This is a genomic window from Williamsia sp. (assembly GCF_036566845.1).
Taxonomy (GTDB): Bacteria; Actinomycetota; Actinomycetes; order Mycobacteriales; family Mycobacteriaceae; genus Williamsia.
The window spans coordinates 1-21108 of record NZ_DATCVM010000064.1 but is presented as its reverse complement, the minus strand read 5'-3'; the positions used below and the strand labels follow the sequence as shown (position 1 = coordinate 21108).

18 protein-coding genes are annotated in these 21108 nt (G+C 64.8%); 10 read left to right on the top strand and 8 right to left on the bottom strand.

Annotation, left to right across the window (positions count from 1 at the left end; genetic code table 11):
- The first annotated feature begins 5 nt into the window (after positions 1–5).
- From VIQ49_RS05760 to VIQ49_RS05750, 3 genes are all read left to right on the top strand, one after another.
- Positions 6–1139 (top strand): sulfotransferase, encoded by a 1134-nt coding sequence (locus tag VIQ49_RS05760; protein WP_331881874.1) that lies wholly within the window; start codon positions 6–8, stop codon positions 1137–1139.
- A 90-nt stretch (positions 1140–1229) separates the two neighbouring features.
- Entirely contained in the window at positions 1230–2705 is a 1476-nt protein-coding gene (locus VIQ49_RS05755) for an MFS transporter (protein WP_331881871.1), read from the top strand.
- Entirely contained in the window at positions 2702–3355 is a 654-nt protein-coding gene (locus VIQ49_RS05750; protein WP_331881869.1) for a helix-turn-helix domain-containing protein, read from the top strand. The genes VIQ49_RS05755 and VIQ49_RS05750 overlap by 4 nt, the downstream gene beginning before the upstream one ends.
- A 180-nt stretch (positions 3356–3535) precedes the next feature.
- Here the strand turns inward: VIQ49_RS05750 and VIQ49_RS05745 are convergent, their stop codons facing one another.
- The 5 genes from VIQ49_RS05745 to VIQ49_RS05725 all read right to left on the bottom strand — a co-directional run bounded on the left by VIQ49_RS05745 (position 3536) and on the right by VIQ49_RS05725 (position 8864).
- The gene (locus tag VIQ49_RS05745) at positions 3536–4633 is read right to left on the bottom strand and encodes an acyl-CoA dehydrogenase family protein (RefSeq protein ID WP_331881866.1); all 1098 of its coding nucleotides are present in this window, start codon (positions 4631–4633) and stop codon (positions 3536–3538) included.
- Positions 4630–5604 carry an acyl-CoA dehydrogenase gene (locus VIQ49_RS05740; RefSeq protein WP_331881864.1) on the bottom strand — a complete coding sequence of 325 codons (975 nt, stop codon included), beginning with the start codon at positions 5602–5604 and terminating at the stop codon, positions 4630–4632. Before VIQ49_RS05740 ends, VIQ49_RS05745 begins: the two co-directional genes overlap by 4 nt.
- Position 5605: 1 nt before the next feature.
- Positions 5606–6781: an acyl-CoA dehydrogenase family protein gene (locus VIQ49_RS05735; RefSeq protein WP_331881862.1), complete on the bottom strand. Its 1176-nt coding sequence runs from the start codon at positions 6779–6781 to the stop codon at positions 5606–5608.
- Positions 6781–7686, bottom strand: a complete 906-nt coding sequence (locus tag VIQ49_RS05730; RefSeq protein ID WP_331881899.1) for an enoyl-CoA hydratase — start codon at positions 7684–7686, stop codon at positions 6781–6783. Before VIQ49_RS05730 ends, VIQ49_RS05735 begins: the two co-directional genes overlap by 1 nt.
- A gap of 299 nt (positions 7687–7985) precedes the next feature.
- Positions 7986–8864, bottom strand: a complete 879-nt coding sequence (locus VIQ49_RS05725) for an IclR family transcriptional regulator (protein WP_331881859.1) — start codon at positions 8862–8864, stop codon at positions 7986–7988.
- Positions 8865–8951: 87 nt separating this feature from the next.
- Between VIQ49_RS05725 and cysD the strand changes: the two genes are divergently transcribed.
- Genes cysD through VIQ49_RS05710 form a run of 3 tightly spaced genes read left to right on the top strand, consistent with a single transcriptional unit; the run spans position 8952 to position 12531 of the window.
- Positions 8952–9869 (top strand): sulfate adenylyltransferase subunit CysD, encoded by a 918-nt coding sequence (cysD, locus tag VIQ49_RS05720; protein ID WP_331881855.1) that lies wholly within the window; start codon positions 8952–8954, stop codon positions 9867–9869.
- Positions 9869–11752, top strand: a complete 1884-nt coding sequence (cysC, locus tag VIQ49_RS05715; protein WP_331881852.1) for an adenylyl-sulfate kinase — start codon at positions 9869–9871, stop codon at positions 11750–11752. Before cysD ends, cysC begins: the two co-directional genes overlap by 1 nt.
- A complete protein-coding gene (locus tag VIQ49_RS05710) occupies positions 11749–12531 on the top strand; it encodes a 3'(2'),5'-bisphosphate nucleotidase CysQ (protein WP_331881849.1) in 783 nt (260 codons plus the stop codon). The genes cysC and VIQ49_RS05710 overlap by 4 nt, the downstream gene beginning before the upstream one ends.
- A 4-nt stretch (positions 12532–12535) precedes the next feature.
- Here VIQ49_RS05710 and eccA read toward each other — a convergent pair whose 3' ends face one another.
- Complete coding sequence (gene eccA / locus VIQ49_RS05705) at positions 12536–14356, bottom strand: type VII secretion AAA-ATPase EccA (RefSeq protein ID WP_331881846.1); 1821 nt, start codon at positions 14354–14356, stop codon at positions 12536–12538.
- Positions 14357–14521: 165 nt separating this feature from the next.
- Here eccA and purL point away from each other — a divergent pair, with 165 nt between their 5' ends.
- Both purL and VIQ49_RS05695 read left to right on the top strand, forming a co-directional pair.
- A complete protein-coding gene (gene purL / locus VIQ49_RS05700; protein WP_331881844.1) occupies positions 14522–16801 on the top strand; it encodes a phosphoribosylformylglycinamidine synthase subunit PurL in 2280 nt (759 codons plus the stop codon).
- A 120-nt stretch (positions 16802–16921) separates the two neighbouring features.
- Positions 16922–18001, top strand: a complete 1080-nt coding sequence (locus VIQ49_RS05695; protein WP_331881842.1) for a diacylglycerol kinase — start codon at positions 16922–16924, stop codon at positions 17999–18001.
- An 89-nt stretch (positions 18002–18090) separates the two neighbouring features.
- Here the strand turns inward: VIQ49_RS05695 and VIQ49_RS05690 are convergent, their stop codons facing one another.
- Positions 18091–19116, bottom strand: a complete 1026-nt coding sequence (locus VIQ49_RS05690; protein ID WP_331881897.1) for an NAD-dependent epimerase/dehydratase family protein — start codon at positions 19114–19116, stop codon at positions 18091–18093.
- A 110-nt stretch (positions 19117–19226) separates the two neighbouring features.
- On the opposite strand from VIQ49_RS05690, the gene VIQ49_RS05685 reads away from it, so the two are divergent.
- A complete protein-coding gene (locus VIQ49_RS05685) occupies positions 19227–20027 on the top strand; it encodes a ketosteroid isomerase family protein (RefSeq protein ID WP_331881839.1) in 801 nt (266 codons plus the stop codon).
- Between the two features lie 50 nt (positions 20028–20077).
- Entirely contained in the window at positions 20078–20926 is an 849-nt protein-coding gene (locus tag VIQ49_RS05680; protein ID WP_331881837.1) for a phytanoyl-CoA dioxygenase family protein, read from the top strand.
- Positions 20927–20944: 18 nt separating this feature from the next.
- On the opposite strand, the gene VIQ49_RS05675 is transcribed toward VIQ49_RS05680, so the two are convergent.
- Positions 20945–21073 (bottom strand): BBE domain-containing protein, encoded by a 129-nt coding sequence (locus tag VIQ49_RS05675; RefSeq protein WP_414731582.1) that lies wholly within the window; start codon positions 21071–21073, stop codon positions 20945–20947.
- Between the last annotated feature and the right edge of the window lie 35 nt (positions 21074–21108).

The following is a 21108-nucleotide window of genomic DNA, read 5'->3' as shown; positions in this document are numbered from 1 at the left end:
TTGTTGTGAGCACGAGAACGGACGTCGGAACAGTCGAAGACCTGATGGCTTCGGCAACCAAAGCGTGTGGGCTGGATGACTTCGGTGAGGACGACTTCACCGAGGCTCTCGGGGTCCTGCTCGAATCGTACGTGCGCGATGCCGGGCTGACCGAGTTCGGCAGCAAGATGAACCGGTTCTTCCTGCGCGGAGCCCTGGTGGCGCGGCTGCTCAGCGAAGCATCGTGGAAGGCCACCCCGCAGTACGCGTCTGTGGCTGTGGACCGGCCGATCTTTGTGACCGGACTGCCGAGAACGGGCACCACCGCGCTGCACCGGATGCTGACCGCCGATCCCGGGCATCAGGGTCTTCAGATGTGGCTCGCCGAGTTCCCCCAGCCGCGTCCACCGCGGGACACCTGGGAGTCGAATCCGGTGTTTCAGCAGATCCAGTCGGGTCTGGAACAGCACCACGTCGCCAACCCCGAGTTCATGGGTCTGCACTACATGAGCGCGTCGGACGTCGAAGAATGCTGGCAGTTGCTCCGCCAGACCATGAAATCGATCTCGTACGAGTCGTTGTCCTACTTGCCCACGTACTCGCGGTGGCTGCAACAACAGGACTGGATCAACGCCTACGAGCGGCACAAGAAGAACCTGCAGTTGATCGGGGTGAACGAACCCGACCATCGGTGGATTCTCAAGAATCCCAGCCACCTGTTCGCCCTCGACGAGCTGATGGCGGTCTATCCCGATGCGCTGATCATCCAGACACATCGGCCACCGGCAACGATCATCCCGTCCATGTGCAGCCTGGCCGAGGCAGCCGGAGAAGGATGGTCGACGGTCTACCGGGGTGAGTTGATCGGCCATTCGCAGTTGGAGCTGTGGTCGCGCGGGCTGCGCGAGTTCAACGTCGCACGTGCCAAGTACAACCCGACCCAGTTCATCGACGTCGACTTCCGAGATTTCCGCACCGACCCGATGGGGACGATGGAGAACATCTATCGGACCTTTGACCTCGACCTGAGCGACGACGCGGTCGCGGCGATGCGTGCTCTGGACGAAGAGAGCCAGTCGGGCGACCGCAAGCCTGTCCACAAGTACTCCCTCGAGGACTACGGCCTCGTTGAGGCGGAGGTCAACGCCGCCTTCGCCTGACTCCTGCTATGCGGAGCGATCTCTCCGCTTCGGATGTTAGATTGTTCCAGTATCCGGAGTGATGTCTCCGCTTTGTGTTCAGGAGGGCGAATGGAAGCCACACCCACAAGAACGCACCACCAAGTGACGTTTGCAGTCCTGACCGTGGGTGTTTCGGCCTTCGCGCTGTTGCAATCGCTGGTGATGCCGGTCCTGCCGACCGTCGAGGCAGCGTTGGGGACCAGCCAGACCAACGTCACCTGGGTGCTGACCGCCTACCTGTTGTCGGCCTCGATCTTCACTCCGATCATGGGTCGCCTCGGTGATATGCACGGCAAGAAGCGTGTGTTTGTGGTCGCGCTGGTCGCGCTGGCAGTGGGTTCGCTGCTCGCGGCGTTGGCCACGTCGTTGTCGGTGATGATCGTTGCTCGGGCGATCCAGGGGATCGGCGGCGGTGTTCTGCCGCTGGCCTTCGGCATCATCCGTGACGAGTTCCCCAAGGAGAAAGTGGCCGGAGCTGTTGGTCTGATTGCTTCCCTGATCTCGGTCGGCGCCGGGGCCGGCATCGTGCTGGCCGGACCGATCGTCGATCTACTCGGATATCGATGGCTCTTCTGGATTCCGCTGATCATCACGAGCATCGCCGGTTTGACGGCGTTCTTCGTGATTCCGGAGTCGCCGATCCGGTCCAAGGGGAAGGTCAACTGGCTCACCGCATTCCTGTTGTCGGCGTGGCTGGTGTTGCTCCTGCTCGCCGTCAGTCAGGCGCCCAGCTGGGGTTGGGGCTCGCCGAAGGTGATCGGCATGATCGTCGCCGCAGCGATCGTGGTGGCGGCGTGGATCTTCGCCGAATCCCGCTCGTCGAATCCGCTGATCGACATGAAGATGATGCGCATCCGCAGCGTGTGGGCCGCAAACCTCGTGGCACTGCTGATGGGCATCGGTATGTACGCCGGGTTGGGCTTTTTGCCGCAGTTCCTCCAGACTCCCAGCTCGGCCGGCTACGGCTTTGGTGCCTCGGTCACCCAGTCGGGACTGCTGTTGCTGCCCAATGCGATTGGAATGCTCGCGGTCGGGCTCTTCTCCGGCCTGCTCGCGGCCAGATTCGGCTCCAAGAATCTGTTGATTGCCGGATCGCTGGTCACCGCGTCGTCCTATTTCATCATCGCGTTTCTTCATTCGTCCGAGATCGACATCTACGTGGCGATGTCGATCAGCGGCATCGGTTTCGGCCTTGCGTTCGCGGCGATGTCGAATGTTGTTGTCGCAGCGGTGCCGCCGGAACAGACCGGCGTTGCCAGCGGTATGAATGCGAACATCCGAACCATCGGTGGATCGTTGGGCGCGGCGTTCATGGCAAGTGTGGTGGCCGCGGGCGCGTCGTCGTCGGGGGTTCCGACCGAAGCGGGATACACCAACGGGTTCATGATGCTGGGCATAGCCGGTGGTCTCGCCGCCGTAGCCGCTCTGTTCATTCCCGCGTTGAAGCGAGACAAGAAGACTCATCTCGAAGATACTGCGGAGCTCTCGCATCCCGAGCTCGCGATGGTCGCCGGCGGTACGCTGTCGGGTGATAGATCCGAATGAGGTCCTACGTGAGCGTTGGTGAGGTCGCTGGTGGCGACAAACCGCTCAGGCGTGATGCTGCCGAAAACAGGCAACGGCTGCTCGATGCGGCGGCAACCGTGTTCAGCGAACGCGGTCTGGATGTGAGCGTCGACGAGATCGCCCGGGTCGCCGGCGTCGGAACCGGCACGCTGTACCGCCGGTTTCCGGCCAAAGATGCGCTGATCAGCGAACTCGTTCGGCAGCTGATGATCGACCTGGTCGCGCTCGCCACCGAAGCCCTCGAGGTGACCGACGGATCCGGTCTCGAGCAGGTCATGTACGGGACCGGTGAGATCCAGGCATCCCAACGAGGTTGTATCTCGCGGATGTGGAATGACGACGAGACCGAGGTGCTCAAAAACGAGTACCGGAGGATCCTGTCAGAGCTGTTGATATCGGCGAAAGATCACGGGCGAATCCGGGACGATGCCGCCTTGTCCGACGTGGACCTCACGTTCTGGGCGCTGCGTGGTGTCATCGAAACCACCAGGGGTGTCAGCGATACCGCCTGGCGGCGACACCTTGCCCTGGTTATCGCCGGAATGCGCCCCGGTGCCGAACAGATTGTCGAGCCGCCGATGGACGAGCGCCACGTGGAACTCGCAAAGGTTCGTCTACACGCCCGCTGATCCGGCGCCGAACCCGCCGTCCACCGGGCCCTAAAATCCGTCGAGCGTGCCGAAGATTCAGGCGCGCAACCATTTTCGGCACGCCCGGCGGCAACAAGGGCACGCTCGGCGGCTGCAAGGGCACGGTCGGCGGTCGGAAGGGCACGCTCGACGGAGGTGGCGGTGGGCTGCGTGGCAGTGTCAGAGTCCGGCGGCGGTGGCCAAGCGGGTGAGGGACTGATACGGCTGACCGAAGAGCTGTGCATTGCCATGTGCCCGTTTGAAGTACAGGTGGGCGTCGTGCTCCCAGGTGATCCCGATTCCGCCGTGTAGTTGGATCGTCTCGCTCGCGATGTAAGAGAACGCGTCCGAGCAGTGCACCCGCGCCGCGGCGGCCACGTCAAGAACCTCGTCGGAGCCGGAGACCACCGCATCGACCGCTGCATAGGAAATGGAGTGCGCGGTCTCGGTGAGTGCGTACATGTCGGCCATACGATGTTTCAGCGCCTGGAACGACCCGAGAACTCGACCGAATTGCTTGCGGGACTTGGTGTATTCGACGGTCAGATCCAGCGCGGCGCGAGAAGCGCCAACCTGTTCGGCGCTCAGCGCAACGTAGGCGATGGCGCGTAGCCGGTCGACCAGATCTGCCGGCGTGGGTATGGCCGTGGCGTCGACGTCGTCGAACGTGATGCTGGTCAGCGGCCGGGTGGGATCCATCGTCGGCCTGGCAGACCGGGTGATGCCGGCCGCGGTCGCGTCGACCACGTGCAGATTGACGAGTTCGCCGTTGCGAGCCAAAACCACCAGCACATCAGCGGTTTCGCCGTCGAGTACGTAGTGGGCGGTGCCGGAGAGGATCCCGCCGGTTGCCTGGACGCCGGGTCGGTCCCACCCGACTGCATTCGCCCAGCACAGCGCAGCCGTTTTCTCGCCGGCGGCGAGGGCGGGCAAGACGGCGGCGCAGATGTCGGTGTCACCGCTGAGCAGCAGCGCCTGGGTGGCGAGGGCGGCGGAACCGAGCATGGGGACCGGGGCCAGCGTGCGGCCGAGTTCTTCGAGCACCACGTGGGTCTCGGTCAGCGACGCGCCGACACCGTCGAACTCCTCAGGGATCGACAACGCAGCGACCCCGATCTGTTCGCACAGGGTCGACCAGAGCGCACGATCGATTCGACCTTCTGACTCCATCGCCGCCCGAACCGCGGACGAATCACCGCTGCGGCGCAGTAGGCTCGCGACCGAATCCCGCAGTGCCGATTGCTCTTCGGTGTCGATGCCGGGGGAGTAGATACTCATGCGGTGATTGCCTCCAATACCCGGGCGCGATGGGCCGCCGGTGTGCCCCATGCGGTGATCAGCGCCCTGGTCTTCGTCAGGTACAGCGACAAGTCATGTTCCTGCGTGTAGCCGATCGCGCCGAGGACCTGCAACCCTATCCGGGACGCGAGATAGGCCGCTTGACCGGCGGCGACCTTGGCCGCCGAGACGTCGCGAGAGGCGAATTGCGGTTCGGGGACATTGCCGTCGAGTGAGAGTGCAGCGCCGTGGACCAAGGGGCGGGCCATCTCCACGGCCACCGCGACGTCTGCCAGGTGATGTTTGACGGCCTGGAACGAGCCGATCTCCCGTCCGAACTGCTTGCGGGTCTTCGCATACTCGCCGGCGAGGGCGAGCATGGTGTCGGCCAGTCCGATCAGTTGGGCGGCAGTGGCCAGCGCACCGAAATCGAAGCCGCGCCCCGGATCGACCGGTGCCACCAGGGTGTCGATGTCCACCGACGACAAGGTGCGTGAGAGGTCGACCGATGGCCGCGGATCGGTGGCGACACCGGTGTTGAGTGTGCTGTCGGCGACGACGTACACCTGCCCGGCCACTGCGGCATCGACGGCATACGGGACCAGTGGCGGGTGGGCTACGGTGGCCAGTTCGCCTTCGCCCAGGGCGGCCAGTCGATCGGTGGCTCCGGCATCAGTCAGCAGAATCGGCACTGCGGCAATGGTTTCGGCAACAGGACCGGGTACGGCAAAGCGACCAAGCTGATGCGCGGCGACCACCATCTCGACGGCACCGGCGCCGATGCCTCCGTGATCTTCACCGATCAACAGTGCGTTGACACCGGTCTCGGCCAGCTTCGACCACACGAGTTCGCCGGGCTTGGTGTCGCCGTCGTTCCAGGATCGGATGACGCCGGGGAGGTCGGCTCTGGTCAGCATCGACTCGATGGACGCGGCGAGATCGTGATGCTCTTCTTCGAGTAAGAATCTCATGTCAGCGATCTCCTCGTGGCAGTCCGAGCAGGCGTTCGGCGATGACGTTGCGCTGAATCTCGTTGGTGCCGGCGTAAATCGGGCCCGACAACGAGAACAGATATCCGTCCATCCAATCGCCCGAGGGTTGGCGTTGGGCGAGTTCGGCATCGGTACCCAGCAGATCGAGTGCGGTCTCGTGAGTGCTGATGTCCCACTGCGACCAGAACACCTTGTTGATGGACGACTCCATTCCGAGCTGGCCGCCTTCGGCGAGCCGGCTCACGGTGGCGTAGGTCGAGAGTTCGTAGGCCCGGGCGCCGATCCACGCGTCGGCGACCTGATCACCGAAACCCTTGCGCGCCGACGCATCGGTGTCGTTCCAGAGGGCAAGCAGTCGGTCGGTGGTGGCCAGGAACCGCCCTGGCGAACGCAGCGACAGACCGCGCTCGTTGGCGGCGGTGCTCATCGCGACCTTCCATCCGTTGTTCACTGCACCGATGACACCGGACTCGCTGGGAGCATCGGGATCGTCGGGGACAAACACGTTCTCCAGGAACAGTTCCGCAAATCCTGGTTCGCCGTCGAGTTGGTTGATCGGTCGTACCGTTACGCCGTCGGTGCGGAGGTCGAACATGAAGTAGGTGATGCCCTTGTGGCGGGCCGAATCCGGGTCGGACCGGAAGAGGCCGAAGCCCCAATCGGCGAAACTGGAGCGGGAACTCCATGTCTTCTGCCCGTTCAGGAGCCAGCCGCCGTCGGTGCGGGTGGCGGTCGACCGCAGCGAGGCCAGGTCGCTGCCTGCTCCCGGTTCGCTCCAGGCCTGACCCCAGATGTCGTCGGATCGTGCCATCCGGGGCATGATCCGCGCCAGCTGCTCTGGGTGAGCGTGCTCGAAAAGGGTTGGTGCGAGGAGGAATATTCCATTCTGGCTGACCCTGCCGGGGGCGCCGCTGCGGTAATACTCCTCTTCGAAGATCAGCCAGTGCAACAGGGGTGCGTCGCGGCCGCCGAATTCGACGGGCCAGCTCACCACCGACATCCGCGCGTCGGCCATCTGGCGTTCCCACCGCCGGTGTTGTTCGAATCCCTCGGCACTGTCCATCGAGGACAGTGGCTCTGTCGGTACGTTCTCGGCCAGCCAGCCACGGACCTCGGCGCGGAACTCGTGAGCTGCGGAATCGAAGAGTAGATCCATCAGGAACTCTGCTTGCCGGCGCTCGATTTCATCGACTTGGCATCCATACCGCCCAGGGAATCCCCGCCCATGGTCTCGGCGTTTGCGCTGTGCGCGAAGTGATGCCAGCCGAAGACCGAATCCATCGCATTGCGCAGGCCCATCTGGTCCTCGCAGATGTTCACGGCTTTCTTGGTCAGCGCGAGCCCGAGCTGGGGCATCTCCGCGATCCGGCCGGCGATGTCGTCGACCTTGGCTTCCAGCTGATCGCGGGGGACAACGTGGTTGACCATGCCCCACTCGAGTGCCTCGGCCGCGCCGAAACGTTCTCCGGTGAACAGGATCTCCTTGGCACGACGTGGACCGAGGACAAACGCATGGGCAAAGTACTCGACACCGGGAATGCCCATCCGGGCAACCGGATCGGAGAAGAACGCGTCGTCGGAGGCGACGATGAAGTCGCAGATCCAGGCGAGCATCAGCCCGCCCGCGATGCAGGCGCCGTGGATCTGGGCGATGACCGGCTTCGGGATCTCCCGCCAGCGCCGGCACATCCCGACGTAGACCTCGGTCTCGCGGGCCAGGCGCTGGTCGCCGCCGACGCGGTCGGTGTGGTCCCAGTAGAGGGTGGCGGTGTTGGGATATTTGACGTCCACATCGCGTTCGGGTGTGCCGATGTCGTGACCGGCGGAGAAATGCTTGCCGGCGCCGCGCAGGACGATGACCTTCACGCCTGCGTCATCGACGGCGCGCCCGAAGGCGGCGTCGAGGGAGTACGTCATCACCGAGTTCTGGGAATTGCGGAACTCGGGTCGGTTGAGGGTGATGTATGCCGTCGCGCCGACAACGTCATAGGCCACCGGCGTGGTGTCGGGACCTAGTTCTGCAGCGCTCAGTGGGCTCGGGATCGTCACACGGCACACCATACCTAGCAAGTGCTTGGTTGGTAAACCCTTGCTGATGGTCACGGCCTGTTTTCGACTACGGACAGGCGGTGTGGACGTATGCTTTGCCGACGCCTGAAGGGCTCGGGCGAGGGTCTAGAGGTGATGTGTTGGCAAGGTCGGATTCGACGGACGTGACGTGTATTTGTGGCCACGCGAAGGCCGCTCACGAACACCTTCGACCAGGCACCGATTGTGCCCTCTGCGAGGCCGGGGAATGTGAGCGATTCCGGCGGCGAACCCGACTGCGGGCGTTGTTCTCACGCCGGACCTGACCCCGCTCAGCCCGAATGTGCCGCTGACACCTCTCCGGCGGCATGAGACACCGTTTTCCCGAGCTCTCGTAGTTCGTCGGCCGACATCTCGCGATTGGGGACCGCGACGATCGACGCGACCACTCGACCGGATTCGTCGAAGATGGGGGCGCCGATGGTGACGACGGCAACCTGTCCCACTGTTTCGTCGGCGAGGTAGTCGATGGTGGTGAGTTCGGTGAGGAGGCCGTCGACCCGGGAACGAAGTGAGTCCGGCACCGGTGACTCACGCAGGGAAGCAAGGGCATCGACCATCTGGGCGTGATCCGGCGTCATGCGTTCGATCGCGTATCCGCGTTCGCGGATCTCGCCGAGGACGTCCCGGAGCCGGTGACGGGCCCCGGTGGGTGCGGCATCGACCCAGCGGGTGATCTCGTCGTCCGGGGACCAGGCCACGAACTCTCGACAGACGGTCGGGCGCAGCGCGACGCGGCGCCCCGGACGGATCCACTCCAACGCGGGCGTACCGACCACCTCGGTCACTGTGATCGATTCGCCGGTGCGTTCGGCCAAGAACGCCGGGATGTCCAATGTGCCGGCCATGTGGTGCAGGACCGAAGCCGCCAGCCGCCGCATCGGGAATCCACGTTCGGCGCGCTGAACAAGCGCGACGAATCCGGTGCTGATGCTGAAGTTGCCGTCCCGGCGCGTCACCCAGCCGTCCTGGGTGAGCTGGGCGAGGACGGCGTGGGCGGTGGCGCGCGACAACCCGGTACGCCGGACGATCTCCGCCAGGGACAGCGGTGTGTCGATGCTGGTCGTCAGCAACTCGATGGTGCGCACCACCCGCTGTGTCGGCGGAGAGGGTTGACCGGTGCCGTTGCCATCACTTACCGTCGATGTCATATTGTCGAACGATAATGTCGAGTATTCGACATGTCAACACTCGGGACGCGCTCGCGGGCAATTCGAACACCTCGACGGAAGGTCATCATGGTGTTGAACACGAGATATGAACTCACGCATCTGGCGGCGCTGGAAGCGGAGTCCGTCCACATCTTTCGCGAGGTGGCGGCCACCGCGCAGCGACCGGTGCTGTTGTACTCCGCGGGCAAGGACTCGGTGGTGATGTTCCACCTCGCCCGCAAGGCCTTCTGGCCGGCGCCGGTTCCGTTCCCGTTGATGCACATCGACACCGGTCACAATTTCGACGAGGTGATCGAATACCGCGACCGGGTGGTTGCCGAAACCGGTGTCCGGCTGATCGTTTCGCGGGTTCAGGATGACATCGACGCCGGCCGGGTGGTCGAGCAGAAGGGGCCGGGGGCCAGCCGCAACCGGTTGCAGACCGCCGCGCTGCTACGCGCGATCAGTGAGAACGCCTTCGACACGGTATTCGGCGGCGCGCGTCGCGACGAAGAGAAGGCGCGTGCCAAGGAACGGGTGTTCAGCTTCCGGGATGAGTTCGGTGCCTGGGACCCCCGTGCCCAGCGGCCCGAGCTCTGGAGTCTGTACAACGGCCGCCATCACAAGGGTGAACACATCCGGATCTTCCCACTGAGCAACTGGACCGAACTCGACATCTGGCAGTACATCGCGGCCGAGGAGATCGAGCTCCCGAGTATCTACTATTCGCATCGCCGAGACGTCGTTGCCCGGGACGGAATGCTCTTGGCGAGAACACAATTCCTGGAGCTCGGGCCGGGGGAGGTGGTCCGGGACGAGCAGGTGCGATTCCGGACAGTCGGGGATGCCACCTGCACCGGCTGCGTCCTCAGCGATGCGGTCACGGTGCGTCAGGTGATCGACGAGATCGCCGCGACCCGGCTCACCGAGCGTGGAGCGACCCGGGCCGACGACCGGATCTCCGAGTCCGGAATGGAAGACCGCAAGAGGGAGGGGTACTTCTGATGACTGTCGATCACGAAACTCTCGCCGCCGCCACGGTGATCGGTGGCCGAAAGGCGTTGTTGCGATTGGCCACCGCCGGAAGCGTCGACGACGGAAAGTCCACGCTCATCGGTCGGTTGCTCTATGACTCCAAGAGCATCTTCACCGATCAGATGGAATCCATAGAACGGACGAGCGCCCAGCGCGGAGACGAGTACGCGAACCTGGCACTGCTCACCGACGGGCTGCGCGCCGAACGCGAACAGGGCATCACGATTGATGTCGCCTACCGCTATTTCGCCACCCCCAAAAGGAAATTCATCATCGCCGACACCCCCGGGCATGTGCAGTACACCCGGAACATGGTGACTGGCGCGTCCACTGCGGATGTGGCGCTGATTCTCGTCGACGCCCGCAAGGGTGTTCTGGAACAGACCCGGCGCCACGCATTTCTGTCGTCGTTGCTGGGTGTGTCGCACGTGGTGCTCTGTGTGAACAAGATGGACCTGGTCGATTGGTCGAAAGACCGGTTCAACGAGATCCGCGACGACTTCGGTCTGTTCGCCGCGAAGCTCGATGTCAGTGATCTCAGCTTCATCCCGGTGTCTGCGCTCCTCGGCGACAACGTGGTGGATGCCTCTGCGAATACTCCCTGGTATCAGGGAGGTTCGCTGTTGTCGCACCTGGAGGACGTCCACATCGCATCCGACCACAACCTCATCGACGCGCGCCTGCCCATCCAGTACGTGATCCGGCCGCAATTCGGCGACGGATCGGACCATCGCAGCTATGCCGGGACGATTGCCAGCGGCACGTTCAAACCCGGCGATGAGGTCGTGGTCCTGCCCGGTGGCTTCGGCAGCACGGTGGCCCAGATCTGGGGCCCGGGTGGGACGAAGGTCGACGAGGCCTTTGCATCCATGGCGGTGACGATGTCGCTGACCGACGAGATCGACATCAGCCGCGGCGAGATGCTGGCCCGTCCGGGCAACCGGCCGCACGTCGGCCGCGACATCGACGCGATGGTCTGCTGGTTCTCCGAGGACACCACACTGACACCCGGCAACCGGTACACACTGCAGAGTTCCACGCGGGAGTCCAAGGCCGTCGTCAGCGACCTCACGTACCGCCTCGACGTGAACACCCTGCACCGCGACACGGGTGCGCAAGAGTTGCGGCTCAACGAGATAGGCCGGGTGACGGTGCGCACCGCGCAACCGATGATGTTCGACGCCTATCGCCAGCATCGTGACACCGGTAGCTTCATCCTGGTGGATGAGGCGACCAACAAGACGGTCGGCGCCGGGATGATCAACGGCCCGGTGAGCCGTGCCTCCCACGTGGTCTGGCACAGCTCGTCGGTCACCCGGGAGCAGCGTGCCCACCAGGGCGCGACGATCTGGCTGACCGGCCTGTCGGGTGCGGGCAAATCGTCCATCGCAGTGGAATTGGAGCGGTCCATGGTTGCCGAGGGGCGCCCGGCCTACCTGATGGACGGTGACAACCTGCGCCACGGCCTCAACTCCGACCTCGGCTTCGGCGATGACGATCGCCGCGAGAACATTCGCCGTACCGCCGAGGTGGCCGCGATGTTCGCCGACTCCGGCGCAGTCGCCATCGTGTCGTTGATCAGCCCTTTTGCCGCGGAGCGTGAGCGGGCCAAAGAGATCCACGCGCAGCGCGGGATCCCCTTCTACGAGGTGTTCATCGACACGCCGCTCGATCTCTGCGAAGAACGTGACCCCAAAGGGCTGTACGCCAAGGCGCGGCGCGGTGAGGTCCCGCATTTCACGGGGATCAGCTCGCCGTACGAGCGTCCGGCCGATCCGGATGTGGTCATCATGCCCTCCGACGGTGCGCCCAGAGATGTTGCCGAGTCGATTCGACGTAGCCTGAGCGTGTGACCGTTGACCCGAACGACCTGACGTTGGCCGGCCGATTGGCCACGGCCGCCGGTGAATTGCTGGTCGAGCTGCGTTCCACGTCCGGGCTCTCCGGCAAAGAGCTCGGCAACGCCGGCGACTTCCAGGCGAACGAGTTCTTGCTGAAAGAGCTCGCGCGCCTGCGTCCGGGCGATGCCGTGTTGTCCGAAGAATCGTCCGATGACCTCGTCCGGCTCGAGGCCGACAGGGTGTGGATCGTCGACCCGGTTGACGGCACCCGCGAATACGGGAACGAGGACCACACCGACTGGGCCGTGCATGTGGCCCTCTGGGAACGTGACGGGCAGACCGGGGTCGGGGCGTTGACGGTGGGTGCGGTGGCGTTGCCCGCGCTCGGCGTCACGTACGTCAATGACGGTGTGCACATCCAACCTGCCGATGGTCTGGCCGCGACTCCGCGGGGAGAACGGCCCCGGGTGGCGGTCAGCGGTTCTCGTCCGCCGGCGTTCTCCGAGGCCGTCGCAGCCGCGGTCGGTGCCGACTTGCTGTCGATGGGTTCGGCGGGCGCCAAGGCGATGGCGGTGGTCCGGGGTGAAGCCGACGCCTATGTGCACGCCGGTGGCCAGTACGAGTGGGATTCGGCCGCGCCGGTGGCGGTGGCGAAGTCGCAGGGACTGTGGTGCAGCAGAGCCGACGGGCTCGCCCTCGAATACAACCAGCGTGATGTCTTTCTTCCCGACCTGATCATCTGTCGGCCGGAACTGGCCGAGACGATTCTCGAGGTCACCCGCCAGGGCTGATCGCTCAGGCCGGCCGACGCTGCAGGGAACGCAGGACGTTGTCCAATGCGGCCCGGATGTCTGCCACCTCGATCCGCATCAGCGCATCGTCGTCGAGTTCGGTGAGGTCGATCGCGCCGCTGGTCAGCCGGTGTTCGCGCTCCTCCTCGGCGCTCTCCACCACATTGCGGACGAAACGTCCGTTACCGGCCAGGTCGATGGCAAGGCGCCCGCCACCCGACGGGTCCGTCTGGATCTGGTGGCAGAGCGGGGCGCAGGCGAACTCGAGTTCCTGCAGCGCCTCCGGGCTGATGAGCGAATCCCTTTTTCGGGCGATGAGGTCGGCGATGCCCGCCAGTTCGGGTGGACTGTAGGAGTCGAACCGGACGCGTTTGGCGAAGCGGGACGACATGCCCTCGTTGGCCGCCAGCAGGCGGTCGATCTCGGCGTCGTACCCGGCGATGATGACCACCAGCCGGTCGCGATCGTCTTCCATCCTGGCGAGGAGGGTGTCGACGGCTTCGCGTCCGAACGCGTCGCCGCCCGAGAGGCCACTCTGGATCAATGTGTATGCCTCGTCGATGAACAACACGCCGTCCATTGCGCGGTCGATCACCTCGGACGTCTTGATCGCCGTGCTACCGAGGTGTTCGCCGACGAGATCTCGACGCGAAACCTGCACCACTGCATCGGTTTTGATCAGTCCGAGTCCGCAATAGATCTTGGCAACGATGCGGGCGATGGTCGTCTTGCCGGTTCCGGGCGGCCCGGTGAACGCCAGATGCAGGCTCCGGGGGCCGGTGGCGAGACCTTTGTCGGAGCGGATCTTTGCCAGGGTCGCGGCGGACTTCAGTTTGGCGACTTGGGTTTTGACCGATTCCAGGCCGATCTGTTCGTCCAGCTCGGCTTGTGCGGTGGTCAACAGGTCGGCATCACCGGCACCGCCGGCGCCGGGGCCCGACGTCTCGGGTACAGAGGTGGGATCCCATTTGTTCGTGCGGGCGTCGATTTCTTCGGCGCTGGTGATCACGAGCCGGAACCGTTGGTCGGCGAGCGCTTTGGCGTTGGCCGCGAAGCCCGGGTCCCGGGAGTAGACCGCTTCGAACCGTTCGCGAGCCGCGGCCTCGGCACCCTGTTCGCGCAGTGCGAGGCCGTGGGTGAACTTCGCGGCCGTGGCCGCAGCCGGAATCGGGCCTTCCTGGGCGGCCTCGAGTCGTCGGATACCCTCGGCGAACAAGCCCATCTGCACGCACGCGGACCCGGCCATGAGATCGGCACCGGCATTCATGTACGCGTCCGACCACGCGCCCGATTCGGACAACGCGGTGAGGACGTCGGGCCAGCGCTGGGTTTTGAAGTGCAGACTCGCGCGCAGGTAGTCGATGATGGGCGCTCTGCCGGCCACTGTCGCGGCGGCCTCGTCGAGCGCATCGGCGGCGCCTTGATGGTCGGCGCCGGTGATGAGGGTGGCGGCGTAGGCCGCGATGGCCTCGGTCCGGTCGGCCAGCGGGTAGTCGATGTACAAACCGGTCGAGAAACGTCCGGACAGCGTGCGGGCGGGAAGCCCGAGTCGTCGTTGCTCGGCGCCGACGGAGGCGCGGGCCCGATACAGCTGCAGGATCACGGCGGGGGAGTTGTCACCACAGGCGACCCGTCCGAGCCAGGCGTCGGCGAGTGTGGGGTCCCATTCGGTGGCTCGCGTGAAGGCGAGTGTGGCCTTGTCGCGGTCCGGTGGGTACTGCTCGGTGTCGACCGGGATCCCGAGACTTCGCACCGCGAAGTCGAACAGCTGACGTGCTTTGGCGACGGCCGAACGAGAACCCGGTGTCGCTGGCCTGCTGTTCATGGATGACCCCCGTCAATTCCCCCTCGGCGCGTCACCCCCGACGCGCGAGGCAAAGACTACCCGGCGCTCGCCGGATGGGGCCGGTGACCGCCCTGAACTGTGCCATCGAACGCCGGCCGAGACGGCGTGGTCAGCGGTCGGTGCGGCACCGCCTAGACTGTTCTCGTGAGTGCAGACCTAGATACCGTTTCTGTCGCCGCCGATACCCCCGATCAGTCACAGCCATATCGTGAGCTGGGCTTGAAGGATGATGAGTATCAGCGGATCCGCGAGATTCTCGGTCGCCGCCCGACCGCCGCCGAATTGGCGATGTACTCGGTGATGTGGTCCGAGCACTGCTCATACAAGTCGTCGAAGGTGCACCTGCGCTACTTCGGGGAGACCACCACCGAGGAGATGCGCTCGTCGATGCTCGCCGGAATCGGTGAGAACGCGGGTGTGGTCGACATCGGTGACGGCTGGGCCGTCACGTTCAAGGTCGAATCTCACAACCACCCGTCCTACGTCGAGCCGTACCAGGGTGCGGCCACCGGTGTCGGCGGCATCGTCCGCGACATCATGGCCATGGGTGCCCGCCCGATCGCGGTCATGGACCAGCTCCGCTTCGGCGCAGCCGACGCACCCGACACCCGCCGGGTGGTCGACGGTGTGGTCCGCGGTGTCGGCGGCTACGGCAACTCTCTCGGCCTGCCGAACGTCGGCGGCGAAACCGTGTTCGACGCGTCGTACGCGGGCAACCCGTTGGTCAACGCGTTGTGTGCCGGCGTCATGCGGGTCGAGGATCTGCACCTGGCGTTCGCGTCGGGTGCCGGCAACCGGATCATCCTGTTCGGCGCCCGAACCGGTCTCGACGGTATCGGTGGTGTGTCCGTCCTCGCGTCGGAGACATTCGACGACACCGGCGGCGGTCGGCCGAAGAAGCTCCCCGCGGTCCAGGTCGGTGATCCGTTCACCGAGAAAGTGCTCATCGAGTGCTGCCTCGACCTGTACGAGGCGGGCATCGTGATCGGCATCCAGGACCTCGGCGGTGCCGGACTGTCCTGTGCGACCTCGGAATTGGCGGCTGCCGGCGACGGCGGCATGCACATCGATCTCGAAAAGGTGCCCATGCGGGCCACCGGCATGACCCCGGCCGAGGTCCTCTCCAGCGAATCGCAGGAGCGGATGTGCGCGGTGGTCGCCCCCGAGAACGTCGAGGCGTTCATGGAGGTCTGCCGCAAGTGGGACGTGCTGGCCACCGACATCGGTCACGTCACCGACGGCGAGCACCTCGTGATCACCTGGCACGGCGAGACCGTGGTCGACGTGCCGCCGCGCACTGTCGCCCATGACGGCCCGGTCTACGAGCGCCCCGTCGCCCGCCCGGACTGGCAGGACGACGTTGTCGCCTCGACCACAAAGGATTTGACGCGTCCGGCCACGGCCGACGAACTGCGGGAGACTCTGCTGCAGATGATCTCGTCGCCGGCACTGTGCAGCCGCCGGTTCATCACGGAGCAGTACGACCGCTACGTGCGCGGCAACACCGTGCTGGCCGAGCACGCCGACTCCGGCATGATCCGCATCGACGAATCATCCGGTCGCGGAATCGCTTTGGCCACCGATGCTTCGGGCCGCTACACCTACCTCGATCCGTACCGCGGGGCTCAATTGGCTTTGGCCGAGGCCTACCGCAACGTGGTCGTCAGCGGTGCCACCCCCAAGGCCGTCACCAACTGCCTCAACTTCGGTTCGCCCGAGGATCCGGCCGTGATGTGGCAGTTCCAGCAGGCGGTCCGCGGATTGGCGGACGGCTGTGCACAACTCGGCATCCCGGTCACCGGCGGCAACGTCAGCTTCTACAACCAGACCGGCGCGACCGCGATCCTGCCCACCCCGGTGGTCGGTGTCCTCGGTGTCATCGACGACGTCCACCGCCGCATTCCCACCGGGTTCGGTACCGAACCCGGCGAAACCCTCATCCTGCTCGGCGATACCCACGACGAGTTCGACGGTTCGATCTGGTCTCAGGTGGCGCACGATCACCTCGGTGGCACACCGCCGGCCGTCGACCTCGAACGCGAACGGTTGATGGGAGACATCCTCACCGCGGCGTCGCGGGACGGTCTCATCTCTGCCGCGCACGACCTCTCCGAGGGCGGTCTTGTGCAGACCGTCGTCGAATCGGCACTGGCCGGTGAGGTCGGCTGCCGGATCCTGCTCCCCGAGGGTGCGGATCCGTTCGTCTGGCTGTTCTCGGAGTCGTCGGGCCGCGTGCTCGTTGCGGTTCCGCGCACCGAGGAGACCCGCTTCACCGGAATGCTCGATGCCCGCGGCATGCCGTGGACCCGCATCGGTGTGGTCGATCAGGGCAGCGATTCGCTCGAGGTGCAGGATCACTTCACCGTCACCCTCACCGAACTCCGTGAGGCGTTCGAGGGAACCCTCCCCAGACTCTTCTCCTGACCCGATTTTGGTGGGTTTTGGCGAGCGCGACCTGCGGGTTTGCTCACCAAAACCCACCAGAATTGGTTGTGGGCGGGCTAGGGTGAACGTGTTCTAGTTCCCTGCGTTCGGAGGTCTGTGGTGTCGTTGCGTGTTGTGGTCTGGTCCACCGGAACCATCGGAAAGCTGGCGATAGCCGGGGTGTTGGCCCGTCCCGAACTCGAACTGGTCGGGGTCTGGGTGTCGAACCCGGACAAGGTCGGCAAGGACGTCGGCGAGTTGGCCGGACTGGGGCGCGACCTCGGTGTCGTAGCCACCAACGACACCGAGGCGTTGCTCGCGCTGCGTCCTGACTGCATCGTCCACGGCGCGATGACCGACGACCGCATCATGGAGGCGATCGACGACCTCATCGCGTTTTTGGAGGCCGGTGTCAATGTCGTCTCGTCCGGTCCCGTCGCGCTGGTCTATCCCGACGGCGTCTTCCCGGATGAGCTCAACGAACGGATCCGCGGCGCCGCACGGGCGGGCAATGCCACCCTGCACGTCAACGGGATCGACCCCGGGTTCGCCAACGACGTTCTCCCGCTGGCGATGACGTCGTTGTCGAAGCGGATCGACGAAGTGCGGGTGGCGGAGATCGCCGACTATTCGACGTACTACCAGCCGATGACGATGACCGAACTGTTCGGTTTCGGCAAGCCGATGGACACCCAGTCGATGTTGTGGATGCCGGGAGTCCTGTCGCTCGCCTGGGGGCCGGTGGTACGACAGATCGCGGCCGGTCTCGATGTCACCCTCGACGAACCGTTGATCGAGAAGATCGACCGCCGACCGGCCGAGAGCGACTACGACATCGCCTCCTGCCATATCGGTAAAGGCACGATGGCCGCCGTGCGTTTCGAGGTGATCGGGACCGTCAACGGGGTGCCACGCATCGTCCTCGAACATGTCACCCGCACTCATCGTGATGCCCAGCCGGAATGGCCCATCCCCAGCCACGGAGACGGCTGTTATCGCATCGAGATCACCGGTGATCCGGTGATGACCGTCGACTTCGTTCACCATGGCGAGAATGGCGATCACAACGACTCCGGAATGCTGGTCACCGCAATGCGTCTGGTGAACGCGGTGGAAGCCGTGGTGAATGCTGCGCCCGGGCTTCTCACCGCACTCGACCTCCCGCAGATCACCGGTCGTGGATTGGTGACGAAGGACTGATCCGCGGTCGTATCGCCCTCATCCACCCGAGTTTGCACCGCCCACCGACAATTGCCGGTGGGCGGTGCGAATTCGGGTGGGCGGGGGTGTCAGGCGAACGCTTTTGCCCGTCGCGGCAACGTGACCGGCCGCCGGCGTTCGAGTTGTCCGGTGTCGACGAGGAATTGGGCGTAGTCACGCATCGTTGTGGCGATAGGTCTTGGGGCATAACCCAATTCGGTGCGGGCCTTCGTGCCGTCGACCTCGGGTTGGGACGCCAGCGCGCCGAGGGCGGCTTTCGACAGCACGTCGGAACCGAAGAGTTTGCAGATCGGTTCGGCCACCGGCAGTATGCCCTGCACCCAACTCATCGGGAAGGCGAACGCGGGACCGCGGCGCCCGGCTTCGCGTGCGATCAATCGGAACGCCTCGATCATCTCGACCATTTCGCCGGTCAGGAGGTAGTTTTCACCACAGACGCCGTGTTCGGCGGCCAGGATGAGCCCGGCCGCGACATCGCGGACATCGACCAGATCGAATCCACCGGTGATCAGCGCGGGAACGCGGCCCCGTGCGGAATCGCGCAGTATCCCGTTGATCCGCGATAACGGTGCTTGATCGATGGGTCCGTAGACCCCGGTGGGATTGCAGATGACGGCATCGAGACCGCGGGCGATGACGCGGTGCAATTCCTGCTCTCCGGCCCACTTGGAGCGGTCATAGACCGGCAGTGCCGAATCCACGGATCGCCCGGACATCTCATTGATCTGACCGCCGCACAGGTACTGGTCGAATGAATGTATCGAGCTGCAGTGGACCATCCGGCGGACCCCGGCGTCGAGGGCGGCTTCGGCGACATTGCGGACGCCCTCGGTGTTGATCCGCCACGCATTTTCGTCGCTGTGGCGCAGGGTGATGACCGCTACCAGGTGATAGACGACGTCGACACCGTGGAACGCTGTGGTGAGAGCTGCCGGATCGAGGATGTCGGCGCTGATCCACTCGACCGCTGCGCTGTCTGAGGACGCTGCAGGACGATGCCGGTCGATGGCGACCACGGTGTCGCCGCGGCCGACCAGTTGTTCGACCAGATTGCGTCCGACAAATCCGGCGGCGCCGGTCACAGCAACTCTCATCGCGATCACTTTCGGTTGGGTGGCCAAGGCCATCGACTTACACTATTAGAACGTGTTCTACTCTCAGAGAGTAGAACACGTTCTAACTTTGCGGAAGGTGATGCCGTCTGATGACGACAAATGGTCGGGAGCGGATGCTTGCACTGGTTGAACGTTCGCCGGCGGCCGCCGGTGCCCACGACCGTGACGCGTGGGTCGGATTGTTTGTCGACGGGGGCATAGTCAACGATCCGGTGGGTTCGCGGCCGCACGTGGGTCGCAGCGAGATCGAGCGGTTCTACGACACCTTCATCGGTCCTCGGAACATCACGTTTCACCGCGACGTCGACGTCATGTGGGACCGCTCGGTTGTCCGTGACCTCGAACTCGAGGTCGAGATGTCGCAGAAGGTGACGCTTCGGGTGCCGGTCTTCATTCGGTACGACCTGCACGAGTGCGACGGCGACCTGAGGATCGCCCGGCTGGCGGCATATTGGGAGCTGCCGGGAATGATCACGCAGTTCCTGCGGTGCGGTGTGGCCGCCGGCCCGGTCGGGGTGAAGCTGACGATGGCGCTGCTCCGGAACCAGGGGATCCGGGGCACAGTCGGCTTCGTGGCGGGTTTTCGACGTGTCGGCCGGGCGGCCACAGCGGTGGTCGGGAGTTTTCTCGAGGCGGCATCGCGCGGCGATGTCGGGGGCGCGCGGCGGCTGCTCGACCCGAACGCGTCGGTGGTGGTTCTCGGCGAGGTCGTCGTCGGCGTCGAGAGCATCGTCGGGCAACTCGGCGGGGTCGGCGCCGGCAAGATCGTGGCGGCCGGTGACACGGTTGCTGTGGCGCTGACCGTCGGTGATCGAAAAGGTGTCGGCTTCTTCGTGTTCGGGGCCAAGCGGGGGCCGATCTCGGCTGTGGAGGTGGTGTTCGGCGAGTGATCGGGTGCACTTGCGCTGCCGGATCGGCGCCGCTGGCCTAGGGTTTCTCCATGGCAGCCCCGCTTTCGGAACCCGGTGTGTTCGGTCCAGTCGATCTCGCCGGCCTGGTCTGGTTTTACGACATGCACGGATATGCCACCCTGAGGGGTGCGCTCACTGAGGGCGAAATCGATGCCATCGAAGCGGAATGCATTGCCGCGCAACAAGATGTGATCGCCGGGAAATTGGATTCCCGATATGGTTCGACCATCTTCATCGACGAGGCGGCGAAGGCCGAGAAGTTCGCCAACTACGTCGAATACATCAGCGAGGTATCACCCGCGGTGCGCACCGCCATCACCGGTCCGGTCATGGGGGACGTGATGAGCCGGCTGGTCGGCCCGGATTGCTGGCTGCGTGAGCACGAGCAGTACGGGGTGGTCTATCAAGATGCCCGTCCCGGCAAGGAATCCGGCTACACCCGGATCGGCTGGCACTCGGACTGGCAGGCGAGTCCCAGTCTCGACGTGTGGCCGAGTACAGCTTTCACCCTCCACATCGACGGCACGAGTCCGGCCAATGGGTTCCTCCGGGTGGTGCCGGGCAGTCACCTCTGGGACACCCCGGCGCCCTTCCGCAACGTCAACGGCGTGGCCGTTCCCGACACCGCGCAGCCGTCCGGGGGCCGAACCGGACGCAAGCCTCCCTTTGAGATGCCACTGGGATTCGAGAAGATCCGCGGCGAAGTCGGGATCTACGCCGAACGTGGCGACATCATCCTCCACGACGCCTACCTCTGGCACTCCGCAGCCCGGGCCACCGACGACAACACCCGACGCCGACACGTGCGTGGTGGCTATTTCGGTGGTGTCAAACCTGCTGCAGGAGTTGAAGAATTCATCAAGAACGCTGCACGTTAGCCCCCTCGTTGCGGGAGATCATGCCGCTGTGATGTTCTGGTTGATCCGAAAGAGGTTGTGCGGGTCATACTTCCGCTTGATCTCGACCAGTCGGTTGTAGTTGCCGCGATAGGCGGCCTGCACCCGCTCCCGGCCTTCGTCCATCATCATGTTCACGTAGCCACCCCCTGCCGAGGTCGGGT

Excerpts from the sequence above, each read along its gene's own strand:
- VIQ49_RS05755 (WP_331881871.1), top strand. The coding sequence starts at position 1,230 with ATGGAAGCCACACCCACAAGAACGCACCACCAAGTGACGTTTGCAGTC.
- VIQ49_RS05750 (WP_331881869.1), top strand. The coding sequence starts at position 2,702 with ATGAGGTCCTACGTGAGCGTTGGTGAGGTCGCTGGTGGCGACAAACCG.
- VIQ49_RS05745 (WP_331881866.1), bottom strand. The coding sequence starts at position 4,633 with ATGAGTATCTACTCCCCCGGCATCGACACCGAAGAGCAATCGGCACTG.
- VIQ49_RS05740 (WP_331881864.1), bottom strand. The coding sequence starts at position 5,604 with ATGAGATTCTTACTCGAAGAAGAGCATCACGATCTCGCCGCGTCCATC.
- VIQ49_RS05735 (WP_331881862.1), bottom strand. The coding sequence starts at position 6,781 with ATGGATCTACTCTTCGATTCCGCAGCTCACGAGTTCCGCGCCGAGGTC.
- VIQ49_RS05730 (WP_331881899.1), bottom strand. The coding sequence starts at position 7,686 with ATGGTGTGCCGTGTGACGATCCCGAGCCCACTGAGCGCTGCAGAACTA.
- VIQ49_RS05725 (WP_331881859.1), bottom strand. The coding sequence starts at position 8,864 with ATGACATCGACGGTAAGTGATGGCAACGGCACCGGTCAACCCTCTCCG.
- cysD (WP_331881855.1), top strand. The coding sequence starts at position 8,952 with ATGGTGTTGAACACGAGATATGAACTCACGCATCTGGCGGCGCTGGAA.
- cysC (WP_331881852.1), top strand. The coding sequence starts at position 9,869 with ATGACTGTCGATCACGAAACTCTCGCCGCCGCCACGGTGATCGGTGGC.
- eccA (WP_331881846.1), bottom strand. The coding sequence starts at position 14,356 with ATGAACAGCAGGCCAGCGACACCGGGTTCTCGTTCGGCCGTCGCCAAA.
- VIQ49_RS05690 (WP_331881897.1), bottom strand. The coding sequence starts at position 19,116 with ATGAGAGTTGCTGTGACCGGCGCCGCCGGATTTGTCGGACGCAATCTG.
- VIQ49_RS05685 (WP_331881839.1), top strand. The coding sequence starts at position 19,227 with ATGACGACAAATGGTCGGGAGCGGATGCTTGCACTGGTTGAACGTTCG.
- VIQ49_RS05680 (WP_331881837.1), top strand. The coding sequence starts at position 20,078 with ATGGCAGCCCCGCTTTCGGAACCCGGTGTGTTCGGTCCAGTCGATCTC.
- VIQ49_RS05675 (WP_414731582.1), bottom strand. The coding sequence starts at position 21,073 with ATGATGGACGAAGGCCGGGAGCGGGTGCAGGCCGCCTATCGCGGCAAC.